The 23,873-nt window shown below is 62.9% G+C and carries 27 protein-coding genes; 26 read left to right on the top strand and 1 reads right to left on the bottom strand.

Annotation, left to right across the window (positions count from 1 at the left end; genetic code table 11):
• From BST28_RS19005 to BST28_RS18905, 21 genes are all read left to right on the top strand, one after another.
• The coding region (locus BST28_RS19005) for a class I SAM-dependent methyltransferase (RefSeq protein WP_133054336.1) at positions 1-558 on the top strand (558 nt) is incomplete at its 5' end.
• Complete coding sequence (locus BST28_RS19000) at positions 555-836, top strand: hypothetical protein (protein ID WP_083082353.1); 282 nt, start codon at positions 555-557, stop codon at positions 834-836. The genes BST28_RS19005 and BST28_RS19000, both read left to right, overlap by 4 nt.
• On the top strand, positions 833-1,513 hold the full coding sequence (locus tag BST28_RS18995; RefSeq protein ID WP_083082351.1) for a glycosyltransferase family 2 protein: 681 nt from the start codon (positions 833-835) through the stop codon (positions 1,511-1,513). The genes BST28_RS19000 and BST28_RS18995 overlap by 4 nt, the downstream gene beginning before the upstream one ends.
• 89 nt (positions 1,514-1,602) lie before the next feature.
• Positions 1,603-2,415 carry an HNH endonuclease gene (locus BST28_RS25300; protein WP_109560737.1) on the top strand — a complete coding sequence of 271 codons (813 nt, stop codon included), beginning with the start codon at positions 1,603-1,605 and terminating at the stop codon, positions 2,413-2,415.
• Positions 2,416-2,428: 13 nt separating this feature from the next.
• Positions 2,429-3,094: a hypothetical protein gene (locus tag BST28_RS18985; RefSeq protein ID WP_133054335.1), complete on the top strand. Its 666-nt coding sequence runs from the start codon at positions 2,429-2,431 to the stop codon at positions 3,092-3,094.
• A gap of 662 nt (positions 3,095-3,756) precedes the next feature.
• Entirely contained in the window at positions 3,757-4,209 is a 453-nt protein-coding gene (locus BST28_RS24905) for a phage terminase small subunit (protein WP_083082344.1), read from the top strand.
• A 20-nt stretch (positions 4,210-4,229) separates the two neighbouring features.
• Positions 4,230-5,864, top strand: coding sequence for a terminase large subunit domain-containing protein (locus tag BST28_RS18975; protein ID WP_083082341.1), 1,635 nt, complete (start codon positions 4,230-4,232; stop codon positions 5,862-5,864).
• 63 nt (positions 5,865-5,927) lie between these two features.
• Complete coding sequence (locus BST28_RS18970) at positions 5,928-7,307, top strand: phage portal protein (RefSeq protein WP_234808330.1); 1,380 nt, start codon at positions 5,928-5,930, stop codon at positions 7,305-7,307.
• Positions 7,308-7,379: 72 nt separating this feature from the next.
• Positions 7,380-8,000: a hypothetical protein gene (locus BST28_RS18965; protein ID WP_083082338.1), complete on the top strand. Its 621-nt coding sequence runs from the start codon at positions 7,380-7,382 to the stop codon at positions 7,998-8,000.
• 39 nt (positions 8,001-8,039) lie between these two features.
• Positions 8,040-8,879 carry a major capsid protein gene (locus BST28_RS18960; RefSeq protein WP_083082336.1) on the top strand — a complete coding sequence of 280 codons (840 nt, stop codon included), beginning with the start codon at positions 8,040-8,042 and terminating at the stop codon, positions 8,877-8,879.
• Positions 8,880-8,884: 5 nt separating this feature from the next.
• Complete coding sequence (locus tag BST28_RS18955) at positions 8,885-9,535, top strand: hypothetical protein (protein ID WP_133054334.1); 651 nt, start codon at positions 8,885-8,887, stop codon at positions 9,533-9,535.
• Entirely contained in the window at positions 9,499-9,870 is a 372-nt protein-coding gene (locus BST28_RS18950; protein WP_083082333.1) for a head-tail adaptor protein, read from the top strand. The genes BST28_RS18955 and BST28_RS18950 overlap by 37 nt, the downstream gene beginning before the upstream one ends.
• Complete coding sequence (locus BST28_RS18945) at positions 9,863-10,186, top strand: hypothetical protein (RefSeq protein ID WP_133054333.1); 324 nt, start codon at positions 9,863-9,865, stop codon at positions 10,184-10,186. Before BST28_RS18950 ends, BST28_RS18945 begins: the two co-directional genes overlap by 8 nt.
• A complete protein-coding gene (locus BST28_RS18940; protein WP_083082330.1) occupies positions 10,183-10,611 on the top strand; it encodes a hypothetical protein in 429 nt (142 codons plus the stop codon). Before BST28_RS18945 ends, BST28_RS18940 begins: the two co-directional genes overlap by 4 nt.
• Positions 10,612-10,681: 70 nt before the next feature.
• A complete protein-coding gene (locus BST28_RS18935; RefSeq protein WP_083082329.1) occupies positions 10,682-11,317 on the top strand; it encodes a phage tail tube protein in 636 nt (211 codons plus the stop codon).
• Complete coding sequence (locus BST28_RS18930) at positions 11,314-11,529, top strand: hypothetical protein (RefSeq protein ID WP_083082328.1); 216 nt, start codon at positions 11,314-11,316, stop codon at positions 11,527-11,529. The genes BST28_RS18935 and BST28_RS18930 overlap by 4 nt, the downstream gene beginning before the upstream one ends.
• Positions 11,522-11,908: a hypothetical protein gene (locus tag BST28_RS18925; protein ID WP_083082327.1), complete on the top strand. Its 387-nt coding sequence runs from the start codon at positions 11,522-11,524 to the stop codon at positions 11,906-11,908. The genes BST28_RS18930 and BST28_RS18925 overlap by 8 nt, the downstream gene beginning before the upstream one ends.
• Positions 11,909-11,931: 23 nt before the next feature.
• Positions 11,932-12,273: a DUF5361 domain-containing protein gene (locus BST28_RS18920; protein WP_083082326.1), complete on the top strand. Its 342-nt coding sequence runs from the start codon at positions 11,932-11,934 to the stop codon at positions 12,271-12,273.
• Entirely contained in the window at positions 12,263-14,584 is a 2,322-nt protein-coding gene (locus BST28_RS23795; RefSeq protein ID WP_083082325.1) for a phage tail family protein, read from the top strand. Before BST28_RS18920 ends, BST28_RS23795 begins: the two co-directional genes overlap by 11 nt.
• Before the next feature lie 143 nt (positions 14,585-14,727).
• Positions 14,728-15,714, top strand: coding sequence for a hypothetical protein (locus tag BST28_RS18910; RefSeq protein WP_207570140.1), 987 nt, complete (start codon positions 14,728-14,730; stop codon positions 15,712-15,714).
• Positions 15,715-15,763: 49 nt separating this feature from the next.
• The gene (locus BST28_RS18905) at positions 15,764-17,503 is read left to right on the top strand and encodes a Gp37-like protein (RefSeq protein WP_165758112.1); all 1,740 of its coding nucleotides are present in this window, start codon (positions 15,764-15,766) and stop codon (positions 17,501-17,503) included.
• 134 nt (positions 17,504-17,637) lie between these two features.
• Here the strand turns inward: BST28_RS18905 and BST28_RS18900 are convergent, their stop codons facing one another.
• Positions 17,638-17,952 (bottom strand): DUF732 domain-containing protein, encoded by a 315-nt coding sequence (locus BST28_RS18900; RefSeq protein WP_083082322.1) that lies wholly within the window; start codon positions 17,950-17,952, stop codon positions 17,638-17,640.
• Between the two features lie 21 nt (positions 17,953-17,973).
• Between BST28_RS18900 and BST28_RS18895 the strand changes: the two genes are divergently transcribed.
• The 5 genes from BST28_RS18895 (at position 17,974) to BST28_RS18875 (ending at position 23,861) form a co-directional block, all read left to right on the top strand.
• Positions 17,974-18,423, top strand: a complete 450-nt coding sequence (locus BST28_RS18895) for a phage gene 29 protein family protein (protein ID WP_083082321.1) — start codon at positions 17,974-17,976, stop codon at positions 18,421-18,423.
• Positions 18,423-19,559 (top strand): hypothetical protein, encoded by a 1,137-nt coding sequence (locus tag BST28_RS18890; RefSeq protein WP_133054332.1) that lies wholly within the window; start codon positions 18,423-18,425, stop codon positions 19,557-19,559. Before BST28_RS18895 ends, BST28_RS18890 begins: the two co-directional genes overlap by 1 nt.
• Positions 19,559-19,813, top strand: coding sequence for a hypothetical protein (locus BST28_RS18885; protein ID WP_083082319.1), 255 nt, complete (start codon positions 19,559-19,561; stop codon positions 19,811-19,813). The genes BST28_RS18890 and BST28_RS18885 overlap by 1 nt, the downstream gene beginning before the upstream one ends.
• A 49-nt stretch (positions 19,814-19,862) precedes the next feature.
• Entirely contained in the window at positions 19,863-22,718 is a 2,856-nt protein-coding gene (locus BST28_RS18880) for a hypothetical protein (protein WP_083082317.1), read from the top strand.
• Positions 22,719-22,859: 141 nt separating this feature from the next.
• On the top strand, positions 22,860-23,861 hold the full coding sequence (locus BST28_RS18875) for a PE-PPE domain-containing protein (RefSeq protein ID WP_083082315.1): 1,002 nt from the start codon (positions 22,860-22,862) through the stop codon (positions 23,859-23,861).
• Positions 23,862-23,873: the final 12 nt, after the last annotated feature.

Genomic DNA, 23,873 nt, shown 5'->3' with positions numbered 1-23,873 from the left:
CGGGCAACTGCTTCTTCGACATGGCTCCATCCTCGTTTCCAAGGTCTGGAGCCTCCATCAAACCCAGGGCGATTCACCATCGTCGAGGTCGGCGTGTTCCGTGGCGGCAGTCTGCGCACCATCGCCAAAGCCGCGCGCACCCGTCACATCTACGGCGTGGACGCGTGGGGCCTTGAGGGTTCTTACGCATCGAAAAGCGAGTCGGCCAGCAAGTACGGCGGCCTCGACACCATGGCCATCGCCGAGCGTGCTGTGGACGGCCTGGGCGTGGAGCTGGTTCGCGGGTTCTCCACCGAGGTCGCTGCAGCCTACGACGGACCGCCGATCGCCTTGCTCTATATCGACGCGGAACATACCTACGACGCGGTGACCGCCGACTTCGCCGCATGGCGGCCACACCTCGCTGACGGCGCGCACATCTGCTTCGACGACTACACCGAGACGTTCCCCGGCGTGAAGCGCGCGGTTGACGAGATCATCACCACCGACGGACTCGCTGCGGTTGAGGTGCATGGTGGGCGGCTGGCAGTGACACGCAGACGAGGGACGATCAGGTGAGCAAGTACAAGTTCTATCCGAAGCGAACCGATCACGTCTTCGCCGTATGCTTCGACGGCACACTGGAATCAGCCCAGCGAATCTCACAAATGGCCGATCGAGACGCCGAGCTGATCGTTGACCCGAAGGCGCCCGTCGGCGACCGACCACTCAAGATGCGCGTCGGCGAACAAGTCGTCGCAGCAGGCTCGTACGTCGTCTGCGACCAGGCCAAGAACATCATCGAAGTGATTGAGGCCTGGGACTTCCGCGACCGCTACAGCAGTGACGGGCTGTGACCGGACTCATCGGCCTCGGTATCACCACCCACAACCGAGCCGACACCTTCGCCTACTGCTACCGCCAATGGCAGCAACACCTTCCCGAACACGCCGTTCCGGTCGTTGTGGATGACGCCAGCTCGACACCCTGCCCGGACGCGACGTTCCGATTCGACGTCAACGTCGGCGCACCACGAGCCAAGAACAAGTGCCTCGAACTGCTCATGGCCGCCGGCTGTGAGCATCTGTTCCTGGCCGACGACGACATCCACCCCACCACAGACGACTGGTGGCTGCCCTACATCAGCTCACCCGAACCACACCTATGCTGGGCACGTCCACGACGCCGCAAACTGGCCAGCACCCGAACCATCAACGGCCACATCATCACCGACTGGCCCAGTGGCGCAGTGCTCTACATGCAACGCCACGTCATCGAAACAGTCGGCGGATACGACGCTGACACCTTCGGCGCCGTCGGATACGACCACGCCAACTACTCAGACCGCATCCACGCCTACGGGCTCACCACCTGGCGCTTCGCCGACGCGGCACACACCGGGCACCTGTTCACCGGCCCCGAGGTTGAAACCTCGGTCGCCGCAGACGAACGCAGCGACGAACGCATGGATGAAGCCAAGCGCAACCGCGAACGACTCAAGGACACCGCGTACCACTTCCCGCTGGACGGCTAACCATGGTCTGAACAGGTAAGATTGAACGAAAGGCCCCGGCGACTGCGCGAACAGCCCCGGGGTACGGCCGAACTACTGAGGAGTTCGACATGGCAAAGCGTACCTGTTCTGTAGACAACTGTGACCGGCCCACTAGGTGCAAGGGCATGTGCCAGAAGCACTACCAAGAAGTACGCCGCGGCCAGGTGAGAATCACATGCTCCATCGATGGATGCGTCCGACCGGCGGACTCGGCGCGTGGATGGTGCGGAGCGCACTACCGGAGATGGCACAAATACGGTGACGCGGAAGGCGCGCCTGCCCCCAGGCCCGAACGTGTCTGCTCCATTGATGGGTGCACAAGTAAGGTCAAGACGCACGGCTGGTGCGGCAAGCACTACGAGCGCTGGCGGACAACGGGAACCACTGCCGATCCGGTCAAGACGACCTACGAAGATCGGTTCTGGTCCTACGTCGACAAGACGAAGGACTGTTGGAATTGGACCCGAGCGAAGTCCAAGGCCGGGTATGGAATATTCACCATAGAGAGACGACAGAAGCCCGCGCACCGACTCTCTTACAAGTTCACGCGAGGACCGATCCCAGATGGAATGCAGATTGACCACATCTGCCATAACCGGGCATGCGTGAATCCAGAACATCTGCGGCTAGCCACAAACAAGCAGAACATGGAGAACCCTGCCGGACTCCGGGTGGACAACACATCCGGGCACCAGGGTGTTACATGGGACAGATCTTGCGGAAAGTGGAAGGCGAACGTTCACCACAACGGCCGAAATGTCTCCGCCGGAAGGTACGCGTCGAAGGAAGCGGCAGCGCAGGCAGTTGCAAGGAAACGCTGCGAATTGTTCACGCACAACGACGCCGACAGGGAAGCGAGACTGAACGTTGACGCTTCCTGACATTGTGGTCCCCGTGAAACCAGGTGAGAACAACCCTCAGTTGAAGATGGCTATCCGATCCTGGGAAAAGAACTTGAAGTTCGGACGAATATGGGTGACTGGTTATCGCCCATCGTGGCTGACCGGAGTCGAGTTCATTGAAGGCAACCACGGCAGCTACCACGCCAACGTCTACAACAACATTCGCGCGGCCTGCGAACACCCCGACGTCGCCGACAGCGTGCTCGTCACCAACGATGACTTCTTCGTCACCTCACCTACGGATCGCATCCCGCACTACTTCCGCGACACACTCGTCAACCACCTCAACACCCCCAAGGTCAAGCGCGGCGGCTGGTGGAGCGAGTCACTACACGCAACCCTGATCTGCCTACAAGCACACGGAATGCCCGAGCCACTGAGCTACGAGCTGCACGTACCGTTTCCCGCACGCAAGCAGCAGATAGCAGACGTACTAACCAAGTTCAGACACGTCACACCAGACAACCCGCCACAGTGGCGAACACTCGTCGGCAACCTCAACCACTTCGGCGGAACCAAGCAGGCCGACGTCAAGGCATACCACGCAGGGGAACTGAACCAGCCGTTCCACTCGACAACCACGCGCAGCTTCCAGCACTTCCATGAACAGTTGCGCTACATGTTCCCGGAGCCGAGCGGACATGAGGCTGACGCGTGAAGCGCGCCCCCAAGTACTGCGCTGAGCGCGGCTGTCTCGAACTACTTTCAGCCGGCACCGACCGTTGCTCATCACACAGCATGTCGTGGGTGGGCACACGCAAGCGCCCGCCCGGTTGGCGGTCCACACGAGCGCGCATCCTGTGCCGCGACAAATGGACGTGCTACCTGCAACTTCCCGGTATCTGCACGCAACACGCCACGCAGGTCGACCACATAGACAACCTCGGCGGGGATGAGGACGGTAACCTGGCTGCTGTGTGCGGCCCATGCCACCAGGTCAAGACCCGAGCGGAATCCCGCGAATCTCAGCTAACTAGGCAACCTATGTATTGATGGGCATTCGAACATGCGTGCGTCGAACACCCGTTCGGATCATGCATGGAACTGCATAATCATGCATGGGATGGCTGGCGCGGGACGGCTCGGTAGGCAATGGGGCCAGCTAACGTCAAAAACGCGCTGACCTGCGACGATAGCCCCCCAGCAACCCCCTACCCCCACCTGGCCAAACCATCGTGGGCGCGCTGAAACTTTTGTGCGTACGCTTCCACCCGATTTTTATGCAGTGGTTTATACATCGAACATCCGTTCGCACGAACAACTGTTCGAACATGGCAGCAAATGCCAGCAAACAAGTCCCGAAACGGGAGGTCACAGCTAATGCCCGCTCACCTGAAAGACCCATCTGTCCGCGCTCGTCGCAACAAGTCGACCACGCGGCGAACGCTCACCGAAGATCACGATGTTGTCGCGCCGGAGTTGCCCGAGGGGGTGGACTGGCATCCGCTGACTCGTCGCTGGTGGGCGGACTTGTGGGCCTCGCCGATGGCGCCGGAGTACCAGGACGCTGACCTGTCGGGGATGTTCCGGGTGGCGATGTTGCAGAACGATTTTTGGATGGCGGGGACGCCGAAGGAGCGCGCGGAAATTCAGGTGCGTCTAGAGAAGGCCGATGCCGACTTCGGGACGAACCCGCTGGCTCGTCGCCGTCTTGAGTGGCAGATTCAATCGAGTGAAGAGGCTAAGGCGCGCGGTACTCGTCGTCAGGCCGCGAAGCCTGCCGAGCCGACAGAATCGGCATCGACTGACGCCCGCCTGACACTCGTGCAGTAAGCCAGGAGTTCAGGCCGCTCATGGCGGTTCTCATGGTTCCGCCGGTCGACCTGTCTTTTCCTTCGCTCGGCGACCAGCTCGCGGACTTCATCGAGGAACGGTTCACGTTCGGCCCCGGCTCGCTTGAGGGCCAGCCGGCGAAGCTGGACGCCGAGAAGCGTGCGTTATTGGCGCGGTTGTACGAGGTGTATCCACAGGGGCACAAGTTCGCTGGCCGTCGTCGGTTTCATCGTTGCGGGTGTGAGATCCGCAAGGGCTTGGCGAAGACTGAGTTCGCGGCTTGGGTGAGTGGATGTGAACTTCACCCCGAGGCCCCGGTGCGTTGCGATGGCTTCGATGCCAATGGCAATCCGGTTGGCCGTCCGGTGCGTTCGCCGTACATCCCGATGATGGCCGTCACGGAAGGCCAGGTTGAGGAACTGGCATACGGGGTGTTGCGGAACATCCTGGAGAACTGCTGCGATGCCGACCTGTTCGCCATCTCCAAGGACCGCATCATCCGCCTGAGCCCGACGGGCTCGAATGATGGTGAGTTGGTGGCGGTGTCGAATGCGCCGGGTAGCCGCGATGGCGCGCGCACGACTTTTCAGCACTTTGATGAGCCGCATCGCCTGTTCATGCAGCGTCACCTGGACGCGCACGAGACGATGTTGCAGAACATGCCTAAGCGGCCCATGGAAGACCCGTGGACGCTCTACACCAGCACGGCGGGCAAGCCAGGGCAAGGCTCTATCGAAGAGAACCTTCGCCTGGAGGCCGAGGACATCGCCGCCGGCAAGGCCAAGGACGCCACGCTGTTCTTCTTTGCCCGCTGGGCCGGTGAAGAACACAAGGACTTGACCACTGTTGAAGGTCGCATTGCTGCTGTGGCGGATGCGACCGGCCCGGTAGGCGAGTGGGGTCCGGGGCAGTTCGAACGTATTGCTCGCGACTGGGATCGCCGTGGTGTGGACCGCGGCTACTGGGAGCGGGTCTGGCTGAACCGCTGGCGGCAGGGGGAGTCGCAGGCGTTCGACATGCCGCGCGTTCGGGAACTGAAGACCGAGAACCGCATCGAGGACGGCGCATTCGTGGCGCTGGGCTTCGACGGCGCCCGCTTCCGTGACGCCACGGCATTGACCGCAGTGGACATCGAGACCGGCGTAGCTGAACTGCTGGGCATGTGGGAGCGGCCAGAAGAGGTCGAGGAGTGGGCCGTTCCCGAAGCTGAAGTAACCGAGCTGGTTGCCGATGCAATGCGCCGCTTCCACGTGTGGCGCGCGTATTGCGACCCGCCGCACTGGTTTGAGACGGTCGCCGCCTGGGCGCAACGCTGGCCCGACCAGATCATCGAGTGGCACACCAACCGTCACCGCGCGATGGCGTTCGTGATGCGGAAGTTGACCGAGGCAATCGCCTCGGGGGCCATCACGTTCGGTGCGGGACCGTATCGGGGCGATCTGTTCCGGCACATGGGTAACACCAGCCGCAATGAGCTTCGGGTGCGTGATGACAACGGCGAGCCGTTGTGGGTGCCGCAGAAGCAAGACGGTCGCCTGGTGGACAAAATCGACGCCTCGGTGTCCCTGGCTCTGGCATGGGAGGCGTGCCTGGATGCGCGCCGTAGTGGCGCCAAGCCGAACCCTGTGACCTACGTGCCATTCAAAATCCGATAGCGAAAGGCGGTGAGCCAATTGGCGATGACGCCCGCAGAATGGCTCACAAAGCTCACTCGCCGGATGGACTTGAGTCACACCCGTTACGAACTGCTTGAGTGCTACGTCAACGGCCAGGCCCCACTTCCTGAGTTGTCGAAAGACACTGAGACGGCGTGGCGCGACTTCCAGTGTGAGGCGCGCACCAACTTCGGCCTGTTGATCCGGGATGCGGTATGTGACCGCATTGTGCCGTCGGGCATCACCGTCGGCGGCAGTGTGAAGTCCCGCGCCGCCAAGGCTGCCACTCGCATCTGGCGTGACAATCGTATGGACCGCGTTGTCCGTGAGTTCATCGAGTACGGAACGACGTTCGGACGGTCCTATCTGACCGTATGGAACGACGACGACTCCAATGCGGTCGTGACGGCAGACTCGCCGCGAACCATGTGCGCGGCGACGGACCCGTTGCAGCCGTGGCGTGTTCGTGCCGCTGTGCGGATCTGGCGTGACCGGGATGCCGCACGCGACTACGCGGTGGTCTGGACCGACCAGTACAAGCAGAAGTTCTCCCGCCCCTGCTACACCGATGAGCACCAGCAGGTCGTCGCGACTCACGCGTCGGGAGGCTGGGAGGCCGAGACGCCCGAGCCCGTTTACACCGGCTCCGCGCCGCCCGTGGTGGTGTACGACAACCTGGGCGGCATGGGGGAGTTCGAGCCCCACATCGACGTCATCAACCGCATCAACCGCGCCGTGCTCAACCAGGTCACCACATTGGCCATGCAGGCATTCCGGCAGCGGGCGCTGACAATTGACGACAAGAATCACCCCGGCCTGCCGCAGCGTGACCAGGACGGCAACCTGATCGACTGGGCGAAGTTGTTCGAGCCCCATCCTGCCGCGCTGTGGAACCTTCCTCCCGGCGTGAAGGTGTGGGAGGGTGCCGCAACTGACACGACCCCGATGCTCAATGCGGTCAACGACTACATCCGGCACTTGTCGGCGGTCACGAAAACCCCGCTGCCGATGCTGGTCCCGGATTCGCAGAACCAGTCGGCGGCCGGCGCGGAGAATGCCGAGAAGTCGTTCATCTTCAAGTGCGACCGGGTGCTGACGAGTGTGAAACTCGCAGTCGAGGCGGCACTGTTGATCGCCCTCGCCGTCGAGGGCTTCGCCAGTGTCGACACAGTGTGCGTGTCCTTCGAAGACCCCGCGCGTGTGATGTTGAGCGAGAAGTACCAGGCGGCAGTGTCCGCCAAGGCGCTCGGCGAGGCTATCGCAACCATTCAGCGCCGCATCCTCGGCATGAGCCCCGAGGAAATCGCCGAAGATGCCGCCGCTCGCGCACAGGAGCAGGCTGCCATTCCGCCTGAGCCGTCACAGGCTCCCGACGAGCCCAGCCCGGACGACTCCGGGCCGCTGGCCGACAACAGACTTCGGAACCCCGCGACCGCCAACTAGCGGTTCAGCGAGGCCCGAAACACCGCCCGTGAAGGGCACAACACCAATTGCGATACGCACTAGGAGGCCGTCATGGCTGACACCGTTTCTTCCGACACCCAGGTTGAGTCGACCGCCGACACGGTGACCGAATCGACCGACACCGCCACCACTGAGACCAGCGCCTCGACGGCGACAGATGGCCTCAGTAGCGACGAACGTGCCGAACTGGACCGCCTGCGGGCAATCCACAAGGACGAGCGTCGCTGGGAAAAGCGCGCCAAGGACAACTACAACGACGCGCAGAAGTTCCGGGATCTCCTGTCGGCGCTCGGCGGCGACACCAAGACCGAGAACTTCGACCCGAAGGCGGAACTCGCGCAACTACGCAGCGAGATTGAGTCGGCCAACACTGAGCGCCAACGCGCCGAGGTTGCCCGAGTCAAGAATGTCGACCCCATCTATGTGGTTGGCAAGACACAGGAGGAGATGGAGGCCGCAGCAGAACGCTACCTGGCCGACGTCAACGCGAAGGTTCAGGCGGCGCTGAAGCAGACGACCGCCCCCGTAACCGAATCCACGTCCACCGTCACAAGCGGCGACCGCGTGGAAGGCCCCAAGCAACTCACCGAGGCCGAGCTTCGAAAGCTCACCCCGTCGCAGCAACTCGCTGCGTACAAGGAAGGCCGCGTGGACAAGTTGCTGGGGCGCTAAACCCAACAAAATCCAAGCACTGAAAGGACGTGAGCCATCATGGCTTTCACCCACTTCATCCCCACCCTGTGGAGCGCCGCGCTCCTGGAGGCGTGGCAGGCCACCGCCGTCTTCGGCAACCTGGTCAACCGCACCTATGAGGGTGTCGCGAGCCGGGGCAACAAGGTCACCATCTCCGGTGTCGTTGTGCCCACGGTGAAGAACTACAAGACCGGTGTCGGCGGCGTCTCCCGCACCACCTCGGCCGACGCCATCTCCGACACCGGGGTCGACCTGCTGATCGACCAGGAGAAGGTTGTGGACTTCTACGTCCAGGACATCGACCGGATTCAGGTCGCCGGCGGGCTCGACGAGTACACAATGGCCTCCGGTCAGGCGCTGGCTGTCGACTCCGACAAGTACATCGCCGACGCCGCTGTCGAGGACGCCGGCATCGAGGTCACCGGCACCGCGCCGACGACCGGCGACGCCGCGTTCGACCTGCTCAACAAGGCGCAGAAGCTGCTGACCAAGAAGAACGTGCCGTTCGTCGGCCGTGTCGCCGTGGTCAACGCCGAGTTCGCCGCCCTGCTCAAGGGTGCCGACTCCAAGCTGACCAGCTTCAACACCAGTGGCGACACCGAGGGTCTGCGTAACGGCACCATCGGCCAGCTCGGTGGCGCTCGTGTCGTGGAGTCGAACACCCTGCCGGAGATGGATGAGCCGCAGTTCGTGCTGTTCCACCAGCGGGCCATCGCCTACGTGTCGCAGATCGAAGAGGTTGAGGCGCTGCGTGCCCACGACCGGATCGCCGACCGCGTTCGGATGCTGCACGTCTACGGCGCCAAGGTCATCCGCGGCGACGGCGTTGCGGTGTACAACCCCGGCGGCGGCAGCTAATCGCCGTGAGTCTCGCTACCGAGGCTGATGTCGCCGCCGCTTTAGGGGTGGAGGACATCAGCGAGCTCACCGACAGTCAGGTAACCCGCCTGCCCGGTGAGCTGGCGCGCGTGGAACGTGCGTTCCTGCGCGAAGCGGAGCGAGACTTCACGCCCGGCCCCGTCCGCGTCCAGTGCACGGTCGTCGGCGGGTGGGTCACTCTCATGGACTCACCCGTCGACGGCACGGACATCGAAATAGAAGACCGCGACGGCAAAGAACTCACCGCCATGGTGAGCGACGGCCCACGACTCAAGGTTGGTCGCAATGACTGGCCCCTCCCGTCTGGCGTCATCGTCAACGTCTCCTACACAGCCCCACCGGTCCCTGAAGCGGTGAAGGCCGCTATCGGCTCCATCGTGGCTCGCCGCCTGTCGGTGCAACCCGGCTCTCCGGAGACGAAGTTCACCGACCTGACGGCGGGGTCTGATTTCCGCGCCAAGGGTGCGGCCTGGGTGACGTCGACGTCAGTGCTCACTGACGACGAGAAGGCCGAGGCCCGCTCCTATCGTCCGGTCGCCGGAACGGTCATCATCTCCCGTTGGGATGACCGCCGTAACCGTTGGCTGGATGGTTGGCGATGGGACTGGGCCAACTGGTGGAGCGCGCGCTTCTGATGTTCCCCACGCCATTCACCGTCCAGCGTGTGCGCCGCACCCGCAGCGGCGAGAACGCCCTAGGGCAGCCCACATACACCGAGACGGTGAAAAACGTGGCGGTGTGCAGCATTCAGCCGACGAGCCAAAGCGAGCAATACACTGCCGCGCTGGCCGGTCGCACGGTCACGGACCTGAAAATCACCTGCCCGACCAACGACTTCCAGGCTAACGATGCCGTGGTTGTTGATGGCGTCACCTATGAGGTGGACGGCCAAATCGCGGACTACACGCACGGTTGGCATGGATGGAAGCCGGGCTACACGATTCGTTTACGGCGGGTGACCGATGCCTAAGGGTGTGTCGGCGAAAGACATCGCCAAGCAGATCGCGACCTCCCCTGAGACCGAGGCATTTCTGCTCGGTGTCGCCAGGGAGATCGCAGCGGAAGCCACATCGGCCGCCGACGCACTCGTTGGTGACGAACACAAGGAGGGCGCCGAGTTCGGCGTGGACTCCCAGGTGCTCACCAGAGCCAAGGCGTACATCTGGGCCAAGAACGGCGCCGCCATCCACGCGGAACGCAAAGCAGCCGTTCTTGTGGCCGCCGCCAGCCAGCACGGCAAGGGCCGTACCGGGCGCAGGTCGAAGCCGAAAGGCAACACCAAGTGAGCGTCATCGGCTCAGCCGTCGACCCCCTACTCGCCACGAAGGTCTACCTCGACGCCCAACTGGCAGAGCGCGACAAGGGCATTCACATCGGCGTCAGCGCACCCGAAGGCAAGCCGGACCGGTACATCCTGCTCACCTACGGCGGCAACATCTTCGACAAGTCGCATCCGAATAGGTTCACCACCGAGCACCTGGTCGACGTGATCGTCTATGACAAGGATGCGGTTCAGGTCGGCCTGACCACGCACCTCATCTTGGCGCTGATGTTGTCGGTCGCTAACACGCCCGTCGACACCATCCAAGGCCGCACCCACCTACTCGCTGGGCGTCCTGATTTCGGCCCCGTCGACTACCCCGACCCTGATGTTCCATTATTCGGTCGTCGCATGGGCGTGCGGCTACTGATGTCCAATTCGATTCTCTAACCCCCCAATTCGTCATTGCCCTCGTTGATGCGGGGGCTTTTTTGATGGCCCAACAAAGGGAGTAACAACCATGACCTCACCGACTCCTGCGCAGACATGGGGTGACATCTCCAAGGTCTACGCCGCATCGCCGACCGGGTTTGAAGTGGCCGGCGGATTCTGGATTCGCCCGTATGACCCGACTTTCAACCCCGCCGAGGATGTGGACCTCGACACTGACCTTCATGCGGCCAGCTCGGGCTGGACGAACCTTGGTTACGTCTCGGCTGACGGCGTGCAGATCAAGGTTGACGACAACACCAGTCCCGTCGAGGTCTGGGGTGGCGGTGAGATCGCCCAGTTGCGCGACAAGTTCGCCGTGGAGATCACCGCCGAGCTGTACCAGGCGCTGGACCCGAAGGCGTGGGCGGCCGTCATTGGCGAGGACTGGGTGTCTACTGCGGCGGCGACGTCGAGCACTGGCGCTCGGATGCAGGTGTCCATCACGCCGATCATGCCGGGTATCAACACGATTCTGATCGAGTCGTTCTATGGCGACAAGTACATGCGGCAGATTGTGCCCGCCGCTCAGCGGTCGAGCCTCGATGACCTGACGTTGGTTCATAACAAGCCGCTGTCGCTGAAGCCGACCTGGCGCACGTTGCAGAACCAGTACGGCAAGCACCTGATCATTCACACCGATGACGGCGTGACGGTGTCCTCGTGACCGAACTTCCGAAGGCTGTCATCGAGCCGCATCGCGTCCTGATCGACGGCCAGGAGTTGCCGGGAATCATTGCCGATTCGACCGCTGGCGGCGTTGTTGTGCTACCCGGCGGACACGACAAACTCAACCGGGTTCAGGTGACGTTCTGTTGCGGCGAAGTGACGGTGACGGACAACGGAGCGATCGTGAAGGACGCGCAAGACGATGAGTGATGACGTGACGGTGGACCGGCCGGAGTTTGGCAACTATCCGGCCGGTACTGAGGTGTTCTCGGCCAAGTTCGACGCCGAGGATTTCCTTGACCCGGAGTTCAATGACGGGCGCGAGTACCCGGACGGCGCGATCATCTCAATTAAGCGCGGCAAGCCGATTCCGCAAGCGTGGATCATTCGTCATGCCGGGATGGACTATGACCTGCGTCTGAAGCTTTACCTGAAGATCTTCGCCGACGACGACGCGCTCATGGCGATCTTCGACCTCAATGACGAGGCGTACAAAGAGTTCTTCGACGCCTGGGACGAAGACGGCGGGGTGACCCCGGGAAAATCGCCGAGGTCTACGAAGCCCTCGAAGCGCAAGAAGCGGCGATAAGGCGCGACCTGATCTGTGCGGGCTTGCGTCTCGATGACGGCAAGCTCTCATTCAAGGATTTGCACGCGTTCATCTATGCCAGTCCTCCCGGGTCAGCGTTCTTCAACTCGGTCGAAAAGGGCTGGTCGACAACCGATCATCTCGTCGCCGTCCTCGTTGACCTGACGGCAATCCTGGCGTGGCAGAACACCCCCGACGCACAGCAGAAGTTCCCCCGCCACCGCCCGAAGCCGATTCCGCGACCTGACTACAGCGATGAGCGTCCGACTGAAGCCCCGCTCATGGGCGGCATGAGCGCGTCGGTGATGTCGGCCGAAGAGTTCCAGAGGCGCATCGAGGAAAGGAGGGCATCTCGTGGCAATTGAGCACTGGATCACCCTCGTTCCCGACACAAAGTCTCTGGAAAAAGGCATTGCGGCGGCGTTCGACAGCGCCAAGAAAGACGCCACCATCGAGGTCAAGGTCGACCCCGCGCAGGCTCGCAAGACCGGTCAGGACGCGGGCAAGCAGATCGACCAAGGTGTTCAGGACGCAACCAAGGACACCGGCAAGAAGGTCGGCACCAAGGTCGGCGAGGACGTCAAGAACTCCGGCGCCAAGAGCGCCAAGAGTGCGGGACAGGAGATCGCCGAGACCATCGGTGGCGAGATCGGCCGCAGTGTCGGGGATTGGGCGCGATCGAAGTTCCCGCGTGTGTTCGACAACCTCGGCGATCTCGGCGACATCTTCGGCACCGCCGGAGCCAAAGCGGCCGGGTCGTTTGCCACCCGCGTGGCGGCACGTCTGCGCGAAAGCGGCATCAAGGCCACTGCGGCTGCGGCAGGGACAGCCGTCGCCTCGGGATTCACTGCCGCGTTGTCCACCAACTTCTCCGGCGTCGACAGCGTCCTGGGCAACCTGTCGGATCGAGCGAAGACCTTACGGGGAGCGCTCGGCGACACATTCGTCGGGTCCGCGGTATCCACTTTCGCCGATGGCCTAGACCATGCACGTGGCGCGCTGGGGTCAATCCAGGCTGTCACAGGCACGGTCAACGACACCATCTCCGCGTTCTCTGGCATCACCAAGACGGCGGCGGGCGCACAGACGATATTCAACGCCGCCCTGACCGCCAACCCCATCGGCATCGTCGTCGCGGCCATTGCGGCACTGGTGGCCGGACTCGTCTACTTCTTCACCCAAACCGAGACCGGCCGGAAGATCTGGGAAAAGTTCACCGACGTCGCCGGGAAGGCCTGGGACTGGGTCAAGGACAAGGCATCTGCGGCGTGGAGTTGGTTCCAGTCGACGTTGTGGCCGGGGATCAAGGCCGGTATCGAATTCGCTGGCGCGGCATTCACAACGTTCCGCGACGTGGTGGTCGGTGTGTTCGACCGCGTCAAAGAGGTCATGCAGCCGGTACTGGACATCATCAGCAAAATCAAGGACGGAATCGGTGGCGCGCTCGGCGGCATCGGCAACGCCCTATCGCACGTGCCCGGACTAGGCTTCCTTGGCGGCCATGCGGGCGGCGGATACATCTCCGGCCCTGGAACCGGCACATCTGACTCCATCGTCGCGCGCGTCAGCAATGGCGAGTTCATCGTCAACGCGCAGGCGACACAACGCAATATCGGCCTGCTCAACGCGATCAACTCCGGCACGCTGCCGGGATTCGACGAGGGCGGCCTGGTGGGCGCCAACTCGCCCCTGAAGTCCTACGCGGCGTCTATCGTCGGCACGCCGTATTCGATGGCCAACCGCTGGGACTGCTCCGGCACGATGAGCGCGTTGGCGAATGTCGCCACTGGTCGCCCGCCACGCTCGTCGTTGATGACGACGGTCAATGAGGGCGCATGGCTGCAGTCGCGCGGCTTCATTCTCGGCCAGGGCGGTCCCGGCACTTTCCGCATCGGCTGGTTCGACCACGGCGGCGGCGCGAACGGACACACCGCCGGCACTCTGCCAGACGGCACGAATGTCGAATCGTCGGGTCGTACCGGCATGTTCACCATGGGCGCGAACGCTCGCGGTGCTGACGACCCGATGTTCGACCACCATGCATTCCTGCCCATGTCGCCGCAGGGGCAGCCGGTCGGCGGGGACGGCGCGTCGCTCGGCAGCCCTGGCGGTGTGGGCGGCGGTTCTGTTGGAGGCGGTGGCCTCGGCGGATTCGGTGGTGGCCCCTCGGGCGGTGGAGGCGGTGGAGGCGGCGGCAGCACCAGCATTGGCGGCGGCGCAACCGGCGGCAGCGGCCAAGCGCGTCAGGTCTTCGACCAACTCAAGTCCATCGGCGAGGGCGGCCTGAAAGAGACCTTCCTGCCCCAAGGATTCTCGGACCCGACATCGTGGCCAAACGTCAAGTCAGGCATGGCGTTGCTCAACATCTTCGGCGGAATGCTGGGCGGTGGCGGCCAACAGGGCCTCATCGGCGACACCCGCAACCTTGCCCCCGGCGAACTAAACCCCGCGATCACCGCTGGCGGATCGGCATCCCTGATCGGCGGCGCTGAAGGCATGATGACGCAACTCACCCAGGGCGGCGTAGCGCGTCAGGGCGGCGACGGTGGCGTGACTATTGACAACTCCACCAACTTCAACGGCAACGTTGATGGCGACGTATCCAAGGGGCTTGCCAAGGCCAACCAAGCGCGCACCGCTCGCACCCGTGTGACGACAGGGCCGCTGCCGCTATGACCCTCCCGGGCGACTTCTACTACCTGAACATCGACTACCCAGACGATGCTTACGGTAACCCGCGATACGCCGAACCCGACCCCCGGCACCCGTCGTTTCAGCGTCTGACGAACTGGTTCGACCTAGGCCCCAACGGTTATCAGTTGCGTCACGGCGACCTGGGCGGCGACATCACCTGGGTATACACCCACCCGTTCAACTGGCGCGTCTGGCACCTTTCCGGACCGCGCGAGGGACGTGAAGGTGTTGCGCTCGCAACCGACCTCGATGGCGTCATGGACCCCGACTATGAGATCAAATACCAGTCCGGCACCTACGTCGTGGGTGCCGAGCCTGAGCGCGTCGACTATCCGATGCGCGAAATCCACATGGGGTTCTGGATAGCGGGGCACATCGCCGGTCTCACCGGGCCATTCCGCTACCTGATGACCGCCGACGCCTTCCGGCAGTCCTGGTCTGAGACGGTGCCCGGCTACCTGGGCTGCTTCAACCGCGTGCACGGATGGCGCTGGCTACAAGTGCTCAAAGGGAAGGGCGCGGTATCCGGCGGCGCCACGAAGCATTCCCCGACGGCGTTCGGCAACAACGCTGAACTGTGGAACATCGTCGCCCACGCCCCATATCCCATGTACGCCAAGCGCGCCCTGACGGCCACCTGGAAGTCCTCGGCTGAGCTGGTGACGGCCGGTGATGGTGTGGCGCACGGCAAGATCGCGATTGCCAACCGGGGAACGTGGCGCAATCACCCGAAGTTCATCATCACCGGGCGCGGCAACGTCAGCATTCAGGACGGCATCGGCGGCAAGATGGTGAAGCTGCCCGAGTTCTACGACAGCGACGGCGCGTTCATGATGGTCGACACCGACCCGACGCGCCAGACGATTGTGACGGCCAATGAGCCGGTGGACGACGGGTTGGCGAAGTTCCTGCGCAACAGCCAGCTCCTCGAAGCGATGTTCCACGACCAGGTGGCGCGCGCAACCCCGGCGCAGCGACGCGTTCCCGGCGGCGTGCTGTTCGACAACCCGATCCCCGCGCGCACGGTGGCGCACCTGAATGTCGAGCACGACAACCCGCAAGGGACCGTGACCTGCATACTCCCACAGCACTATCGGACTGCCTGGTCTTGACGTGACGACCCCACTGCCTCCCATCGGCCAGAACGGCGTCCCCAACCCGCTGACCGCACCTATCAGCGCCTACCGCTACGCCGACGCCAAGCGCAAGGTCAAGGACTACGAGTCCCGCGCCCGGCCGCTGATCCGGCTCTGGGATAAAGACATGCAGTTCATCGGACGCATCGGCGGCGAGAAGTCGGTCGATGTCGAACAGCGCCTTCACGACACCGGCACCGGCTCCATCGTCCTGCGCGGCTCGGACTGGATTAACAAGTTCCTACGCACCGACGTGCGCGCCAACGATGACCTGAACATCACCATCGACCCCTACCCCAACAACCGCAATTGGCGGTGGCGCTACGGGGCCAAGGTGACCGCCGTCCGCAACGTCCGCACCGAACAGGGCTTGCACGAGCTGCACTTTGACGTAGCCGAGAACCGCGAGCACTGGAAACACCTCTACTTCGCGGCCACGCCCTGGTTCGCCCCGGAATTCCAGCCCCTCAAGGCCTGGGTGCTGCCGGGCAACACGCGCACCATCGTGGCCACCACCGGCTTCGTGAACCTGGCGCGGATCTTCTGGCCGCCGTTGGGAATCATCGACAACTTCGTCAACCCGGGCGCGTGGCTTAAGCCGCTGTCGGATGCGTCGCTGTGGTCGCCGCTGAACTGGCCGATCCAAATGCAATTCGTCAACCCGTTCACCGACACCAGCCGCTTCTCTGTCATCGCCACTCGCTGGTCGCCGGCTCACGACACCTGCGCGGGTCTACTCAAGGACTCTGGCTGCAACGTGCGGGCGTACACGTGGCTAGAGGAAGACGAGGACTCCCCGCACCCCGAGCTGGCCCAGCTCATCGGCGAGGAAGCTGCGCGGCCGGGGCGCAACTGCATCGTGCTCGCCGTCGAGGACAACTCCGGCATGGTCGGGCTGACCGGCACGGCTATCGACGGGGCGATCAACCTGGTGGCCACCACCGCCGATGACCTGATTAGCGAGATTCTGTACGAGTTCCGGGACGCCGACGCCATTGACCCGCGCACCAACCAGAATGTGCCCCCGTACATCAGGGACCTGTTGGGTATCGCGCCGATCAAGCCGTCGATCGTGTTCCGTGACTCCAACGCCCAGACGCCCGTTAAGTCGTCCGAGCGGGCGATCTTCAAGAGCAAGGCCAAGTCGATCCTCACGGGCGGTAAGAGTCCCGGCTGGGTCAACCAGTTGCAGACGTTCGGGATCAAGTACGGCCTCAGCCAATTTCAGATCACCAACGTGGAGGTTGCCGCATACGGCGGCGGACACGGCATAGGCCCCGCCCCGCAAGGCTCCGGCCTCGAAGAGGTCTACCAGGGCCAATTCGACAACATGCTCCTGGCCTTCCAGCGCTACACCGACCCCCTGCGCGAGATCGCCGCCGGCGACATGGGTTACCTCGAATACTTCACACAGGAAGGCGGCGGCACAGCCTACACCATCAGCTCGGCTCTCACGATCCGCCAGGGCCACTGGAAGACCCGGCCGTACCAGGCCTTCAAGGTGTCGATCTGGAATCGGCGTCCGTACAACCTTTACTATGACTTCGACCTCGGGACGCGCTGCCTATTCGAGGTCGACACGCTGCTCTACACCGATCAGATCAACGCCGTTCGCATGCACTACGACGAGTCCACACCCAAGACGTTCGATGTCACGGTCGGCACTGACACTGAGCAGGAAGACCCACTAGGGCAAGCGGTTCGGACGATCCAGACGATGTGGAACGCGGTGGGGACACTGTTAGGTTCAAATGACCTTTTCTGAGTACACCATAAGAAAGTAGGTAATGAAAGTAATTCCTGCACGTGCAGCGGAGCGCGCCTACAACAAATGGACGCTCGGCACGAACGGTTGTTATATCAGCACTTGAGCGCAAGCGCGCGAGGGCTGCGGCCTAACTACAGCGTGCCTGGGCACAGCTCCCGCTGCGCGCTCTCGATCATGTAGTCGGGGACCGAAGCATTCGTCACGACGTTGAACCCGGCGCGAGGGTCGCCACTGTATTTGATGTTGGCGCAGATGTCATGGCCTGCGCGTACAGCCTCGGCAGGCGAGGCGATCCCAACCGGACGTAGAAACCCTGTCCCGTATGTCATGCCATGTGCAGCCAAGGCGTCCAGGTAGCTCCGCTCATCCGCCGACGCCACCCCCGCCGTCCCAACCGCCATCCCGGCGGCAATCAAGCCTGCACCGATCGCTTTCGCAATCCTCATCGCTACCTCCTAGGAGCCTTGGTGAAGCCGCCTTATATCAACGCGCTCGGACAGCTAAAGCTTCCCGAGATTCCTGAGCCTGGCCCGCATGCCCACCCGCTCGACAAGGCGATGTGGGCGATTGCGGACGCGCTCATGAATCCAGTATCACCCGACGGCACGATTTACGACCTGCGTTACGTCAACATCCCCGTCCTGGCCCGCCATCTTGCCCGCGCTGGTATCGGCCCCGTCGCAGGTCAGGCCGTTATTCGCCCCCATGACGCACCCGGCGGCTATCGGCAGTGGATCGACATCGACGCCCCCGATCCTGAGCCGGTTGACCTGGATAACACGCCGCTGTCCGAGCTGGACCCCGACGACCCGCGCGTCCAGGAACTCATTGCCGCCCGATTCGGGGCGGGCAGTAATCCACCCCCGCCCGACGGTTGGCGCGTCCGCCCGTCCATCAAGCTCGATGAGGAGTGCTGATGACCACGCCTGTTACCAAGGTCGGCGATGTCGTCCACCTGACCAACTTCATCACCAGCAACTCGCTGTTCGGTGTCGTGTGCGATGAGGACACCCCGCAGATGATGTCGATGACGATGGAGGTCGTCGGCGGCGAGGCGGTCATCACCACGCCGGTTCTTCAGGGCCGCAAGGGCGACAAGGGCGACAACGCGCCGATTGTGCAGTTGCATTTCATCGAGGGCCTGAAGACGTTCGATGACGCGCTGACGATGCTCCCCGACTGGGATTCGTCGATGGCCAACCACGGTGTGTGGCTGGTCGACGATGAGGACAACCCGACCAAGAGCCTGGTTTATGTCTGGGACGGCTCGGAGTGGCATCACGTGCTGCCTGGGCCTGCTGGTCCGGTGGGTGCGACGCCGAACATTTCGCTTGAGTTCGAGACGATCCCGATGGACGAGCGCGGGCCTGGTGTTGTCGAGACGGTCGAAGTCTCCGGCGACATCCGTAACCCGAACTTCAAGATCCGTGCGCTGACTCCGCAGGGCGAGCCGGGTCCGGCCGCAGCGATTGATGACGCCTTGGACTACGACGGCTCCGGCGGCAAGAACGTCGGTGATGCGCTGACGGTGTTGGCGAATGGCAAGTGGGGTCCGTCGACTGCGGCGTTGAAGCAGCCGCGCATGTACACGATTCCCGAGGGCGCGTTCACCAGCACGCCGAACTTCATCGGCATCGGACCCACCGAGTTCGCTATCGGCAGCTACGTGATCCCGGCGCAGGACTTCGACTGGATTCCTGATGTCGTCGGCAAGATCAAGGCGACCGGGCTTGAGCTCGACGATGACCCGACGGAAATCGGCTGCATCGTCAAGCTGGCCCCGCAGACCGCCGGCCCGATGGATGGCGACATCGTGGCTTACGGCAAGGGCACCAGCGCTCGGGTGTCGACGATCTCCCCGCACTTCTCCAGCAATGGCGACCCGAACCGCGCAGTGGCTCCCGGCAATGGCGTCGGTGTGGTGAGCGCCGGGGTGCAGGTGCGGTTGAACTTCATCCTCAAGAACGAGGGCTTGGCGTCCTGGTATTCGTTCTCCCGCAACGATGCCCAGGCGCGACTGCTGGTGATCCCCGCTGGCGGCCCGGACAACTGATGGCCTACACCAAGACGTATCGCCGCGTGGTTCCGATCCGCAAGGGCGAGTCGATGAGTGATGTGCAGCTCAAGTGGCTGGTGGCTGAGGGTATGTGGCGCGCGGCCGAGTCGGATGGCCTGGTGGTGCAGTCGTTCAAAGAGGCCCCGCGCATGAATCCGATGGACGTGCCGCCGAAGGCCGATCGCAAGTTGGGCGCGAAGTCTGACCAGTTCGAGTGGCGCGTGTTCGAGGCGGTGGCGCAGCGTGCCTAGGGCGATTGACCCGCGTGGGGTGCCTGAGGATCGGCGCCCGAATCAGGGGATGGCGGGTCCGATCCCGGATTTCGGGTGGTCGTCGGCGCGTGATGCTGTGGATGATCCGTTCAAGTTCTTTGTGGAGAACTTGTTTGAGCAGATCAAGAAGTACACGGGCATCGACTTGTTCTGGATGCTGGACTGGTCGTGGACGACGAACACGATTATGGAGTTGGTGCGCCAGGCCAACGACCTGATGGCGTGGTTGCAGAATCCGATTCAGCGTCCCCCGAATTTGTTGTCGCGGCCGAGTTTTTCGTCGCCGTCTGCGATTGCTGCCGCTCCTGACTGGTCGTGGGATGCGGTCGTGTCGTTGGGGACGGTGACGGGTCCGGGTGGGTTGCCGCGCACCGATCCGCAGGGCAGCGCACGGACGACCGCTGATGGCGCGCGGCACGCCTTGATGTCGAATGCAATCAGTGATGCGTCGGCTGTGGCTGCGGGGCAGATTCTCACGTGTCAGATTCATGCGCTGGTTGAGGATGGGTTTACCGCCGCCGATGATCAGGCGATCCGGCTTGAGCTGGTCCCGTCACTTAAGGGCGTGTTGCAGGACGCGGTGGTGTTGGCGCATTGCGGTGTGCCTGATGGTGATTCGTCGGATTGGATTGCGGCCCCGGCTGGTTCGAAGGCTGTGTTCTTCGATGTCGACTATGAGGTTCCGAAGGTCGGGGATATCCCTGACACGGTGGAGTTGCGCCTGGTTGTCTCGGAGTCGGCCGGCGGGGATGTCCCGGTCAGGTTCGATGGTGCGCGGGTTGCTGCCGCGGGCGGCTTCCTGGTTGTGCTGGCCGATCTGTTCGATGCGGGCCGCCAGTACCTGACCGACATGTGGGCCGCTATCGAGGCGTGGGTTCAGGGGATCTTTGATCAGTCGGCGTGGACGGCACTCAAGACCGACACGGACGCGGCGTGGGCGCTGTTCGTCAAGCGGGTCAAGCGCGCCCTGCGTCATGCGGACGCGGACTCCTATGTGCCGCCGTCGACCTCGGGGATCATCTCGGATGCGCTGAAACAGAACCCGTGGTTTGGCTGGCTGTTCCAGCTGGTCGATGACTGGCTTGAGCCCATCTTGAAGATCGGCAAGGCGTGCGCCGATTTCGGCGATGCGTGCTGGCAGGCAGTCACGGTCTTCGTCGGGAACGTGACCGCGCCGAATGCCTGGCAGACGATGGTGTCGAGCATTGAGACCGCGTGGGATCTGTTCATCCGCGCGGTGTTCATCTCGTGGGGATCGACCGAGGCTGAGGCGAACACGAAGGCCGAGGCGATGCCGAATCCGTCGACGGCGACGACTGCGGCGCTGCGCAATAACGCCTGGTTCGGCTGGTTCTTCGACATGGTGGACGACTGGTTGCAGCCGGTGTTGAACATCGGCAAGGCAGTCACGGACTTCGGTGACTCCTGCTGGAAGGCGATCACTACGTTCGCCGCCGACCCGGGTGCGTCCGGTGCGTGGACGACGATGACGGGCGCGATCAATTCGGCCTGGAACACGATGGTCGACGCGGTGCTCGCGGCGTGGGGATCGGACAAGACGCACGCCGATTTCGCCAGTCTCGCAAGCGCGACCGAGGCCGCCCTGAAGAACAACCCTGTCACTGGCTGGCTGTGGGGCAACTCTGGCACTAGCTGGCTGAACCTCTTCGACCCGGTGCGCCGCTACATCAACCAGATGATCGAAGGCTTGCACTGGGGCTACTTCGATTCCAACTGGGCGTGGGTTCCGTCGCTGACGATTCCGAATAGCGAAAAACCGTCCGGCAATGCGGTGATGACTCCGGGGCGCGGTGATGACACGCCTGCGATCTCGCCAGGGGTCGATGCGACGATTCCGGGAAAGCCGACCGGCGTGGTGGCGATTCCGTGGCTTGACCTTACAGTGCCGGGGTTCCCGGCGGGCAACATCACGTACGCGATTGCTGCAGTGAAGGGGGGGGTTGAAGGTCCGGCGGCGATGGTGACGGTGTTCGCTGGCACGCTGTTCCCGCCGAACTGTTCGGGCCGGGTGGACCTGGCCTACAGCGCGCCAACCGGTGGTGCGGATTCGTATCGGATCTACCGCGAGGTGGATGACACTTATGCGGCGCAGGCATGGCGGTTGGTTGCGACACCGGCCACCGACTACCCGGCGTTGTCGCCGCCGTTGTCCGACAAGGTGACGCGTTCTGACGCAACGAATGTGGCGCATCCAAAGACTGATGCGGAGCTGTCGACGCAAGTGGTGAAGTCGACGGCAGATGGCGCAAACACTGGAGTGCAGGCTATCGCGGATGGCATCAACCAGGCGATAACCGGAACCACGGATACAGGCTCTGCGAAAACGGCTGCAGCGATCAAAGCGAATCTAACCGCGATCCCGCCGAAGAACATCACCGCGCACGACTATACCGGCATCGCGTTTGATACCTACACGTTCTCACTTGCGCCAAACGCCTCGACATTCATTCCGCCGAGCAAGATTACGACCTTCTTTGTTAACGGCGAATCGATGGGGGCAAGTGCGACACAGGGCATTTGGCTTAAAGAGCCGGGTCTCTACGACTTTGAGGTGACGGCGGCGTTCACTGCCAGTGCCGGCCTGGCCGGGAACTGCGTCATTACTCCGTTGCTCATCCGCAATAGCACCCCGCCCCCGTCAACTGGAACCTGGACCGGAAGCTCAACAACGCCATGCGGCACTTGCGTGACGGTCGTGAACTCATCGGTGCGCAACTGGGCGGTCGGCAAACACATCTATCAGCGCACAGACCCCGGAAACCTCTATTTCTTACCAGGATTCACGTTTGACAACGCGTCGACGAGCAACGGCAGCATCTCGCTCCAGGCCCTCATTGTGGTAGCGACCAAGATCTCCAGCTGAAGGGACGTTCAATATGCCTGACGACGGAAGCTCTGTCCCGATTGAGATGAGCGAGTATTCTAGCATTGTCGACGGGAACATTAGGGCCGGCGTCGACATCCTCATTTCGGGAGACGTTGTCGCGGCGGTGGAAGCGCAGACGTGACCCGCACCTTGATCGTCATCGACCCGATGGGCTTCAACCTCGTCAGTCTCGGCATGCAGTACCTCCTCCTCAAGGGCACGCTCGTTCAACCCGGTGACACGGTGTATCGCCTGCCGTACAACAACACCGCCGGGATAGCGAACATCGACGCGGGCGTCGAGCTGTTGAACACGAAGCTGGGTAACACGACTGGCGAGATTCTGGTGTTCGGCTATTCCGAGGGGGCGCAGGTTGCAACGGCGTGGCTGCGGAAATACGGTATCGACAGCCCCGTAATACCGACATCGAGACTGACGTTCCTGCTGATCGGCAATGCGGAACGGCGCTATGGCGGGTTCGCGTACAAGCACAACAACCTCAACCAAATCTGTGACGTGGACGGGTTGCCTGATCCGCTGTCAGATGGAACGTCGACCGTTCACTACGCGGTGACGGACTTCGCGCGCCAGTACGACGGGTTTGCGGACTTCCCTAGCGCCAGTGACATTCAGCAGGTGGTGGACAGCGTCGGGGCCGCTACATCGGATCCGTTCAACTGGGCATTGAAAGCCTTGCAGGATGTGGTCAACGCGGTGATCGGCGCCCATGCTGATGCCGCCCTGAACGCGGTGCTGGGCATGCAGATGGTCCACACGAACTACTTCACCGTCACCCCCGACGACCAGCACAACGTGCGCTACACCGACCCGGATCATCCGCTGGTTGAGTACGTGTGGTCGCCCACGTATCCGGTGCCGTTGTTGGGTATCGGGCAGACTTTCCCGAGCTTGGACCGGGAGAAGCGTAAGAGCATCGAGACCGCGTTCAGCCGCCCGGTGGTGTTGCCGTCGCCGAACTATGCGCAGATCAGTTTGTTCACGACGGACTTCTTTGGCACCGATGATGATTATCGGCGGGTTGATGAGACCGGCTGGTGGCCCCAGCCGCAGGACCCCGTCTACCCGTCGACAACCCTCTACCCCTCGCCAAAGCTATGGCCAATGGGGGTGCCCGCATGACCCACACGCAGC

It is taken from the genome of Mycolicibacter kumamotonensis (assembly GCF_002086285.1).
Lineage (GTDB): Bacteria > Actinomycetota > Actinomycetes > Mycobacteriales > Mycobacteriaceae > Mycobacterium > Mycobacterium kumamotonense.
This window is presented reverse-complemented; position numbering and strand designations above follow the sequence as displayed.